Annotated in this window: 1 protein-coding gene; it reads right to left on the minus strand. The window is 71.2% G+C overall.

Annotated features, from left to right (window positions below):
* Positions 1-14: 14 nt before the first annotated feature.
* Positions 15-1,523, minus strand: a complete 1,509-nt coding sequence (gene tnpC, locus FHS22_RS37135) for an IS66 family transposase (protein ID WP_184948886.1) — start codon at positions 1,521-1,523, stop codon at positions 15-17.
* Positions 1,524-1,590 lie beyond the last annotated feature (67 nt).

Raw genomic sequence — 1,590 nt, forward strand, 5'->3', positions numbered from 1 at the left:
CGTGACTATTCAGGTTACTGTGTGAGCGCGGGCGTCCAGGGGTTGCCGAGCAGCGCGTCGTGAAGAGCCTGGGCAGCACGCAGGCCGTTCTTGCGGACGGTGGAGATGTAGCCCCGGATGGCCAGGAAGACCTGGGCGCCTTTGAGCGTGCGGAAACCACCGCTGACCTTGGTCTTCGTCTTGATCATGCGGATGGCCTGCTCCGCGGTGTTGTTGGAGAACGCCACCGCGAAGTCCGCGGCGAAGCGCAGCACCTCGGCTTTTCGCTCCCGCAACCGCAGCGCCAGGTTCCGGGCCGGGCTCTGCCGGCCCGAACCCCGGGGCGGATGCGCCGACAAGGCCCGCTCCACCAGCTCATCGAAGCGCCGCGACAGGTCATCGAGCTTGAAGTCCGGTAGCCGGTCATGCCCTTTCTCCCGCCAGGCGGCCACCCACCGGTGCCCATCGCCCAGCAGATCCACCAGCGCCTGCGCCCACCCGTCGGCACGGGCGACCGCGTCGAACTCCCCGATCCCGGTAGCCTCCCGCACGATGTGCGCGTTGCACAACGCGTGCGTGCACTCCTCGAACCCCACATAGGAGCGGTAGGCGTCGTGCACGGCCACGCCGGTGAAACGGGGCAGGATCCCGAACGCGATGATCGAATCGGTGCCGCGGCCGTAGGAGTCGATGTGATAGGCGCTCAGCGTCGTGGTCGCGGCCACGTGCAGCCAGTGGTTCTTCCCGCTCACCCGGGTGACGCTCTCGTCGAAGTACGCCACCGGCGCCTGCGCGATCGCCTCCCGGACGGCCGCGTCGACCGGGGCCAGCACCCGGGCCATCGCGGTGACCGCGTCAGCGACCCACCCGGTGGACACCTCGGCCCCGGCCACGTCGGTGAGGATCTCGGCGATCCGGCCGACCGGGATGTGGTGCTGGGCCGACAGGTAGGCGGCCAGCGCGCGCACCCGCGGCCCGTAGACCGCCGGGGCGCCTGCGAACGCCGGAGCCGTAGCGCGGGTGACGTGCCCGCAGCCGGTGCACGCGCGGGCGTGCAGCTCATGCGCGGTGACCTCGACCACGGTCTCGGGGAGGTCGAAGACCTGCCGGATGACCGGCTCACCGGCCGGCGCCGTGCCGGCCAGGCCGGCTCCGCAGCCGCCGCACGTGTCCGGCAGGTGCGGCACCGTCCGGGCCGGGTTCGCCACCTGCATCAACGCCGATCCCGGCGCGCCGGGCTGCTTGCCCGCTTTTCGTCCGCTGCGGCCCCGCATCGACGTCGGCGGCGGCTTGGCCAGTCCATCGGCCGACGGCGGCTTGGAGGAGTTCCGCGAGTTCGTCCCCAGCTGCCGCCGCAGCTCGGCGTTCTCCTCGCGCAGCGCAGCGTTCTCCGCCTTGAGCTGGGCGTTCTCCGTCTCCAGCTCGACCACCCGCGCCTCCAGCGCAGCGTTGCGCGCTTCCAGCACATCCAGCCGGGCGGTCAGCGTGACGACCAGCGCCGCGAGCTCGTCATACGACGGCCGCCCACCCCCGGTCGAAGTCACTCGGAGATCATCCCACGGGCGGGGTCATGCGCAGGCCATGCACGAAGACGGAACCTGAACAGTCACC

Origin of the sequence: Thiemannella venezuelensis (genome assembly GCF_014203605.1) — a bacterium.
GTDB classification, from domain to species: Bacteria; Actinomycetota; Actinomycetes; order Streptosporangiales; family Streptosporangiaceae; genus Planomonospora_A; species Planomonospora_A venezuelensis.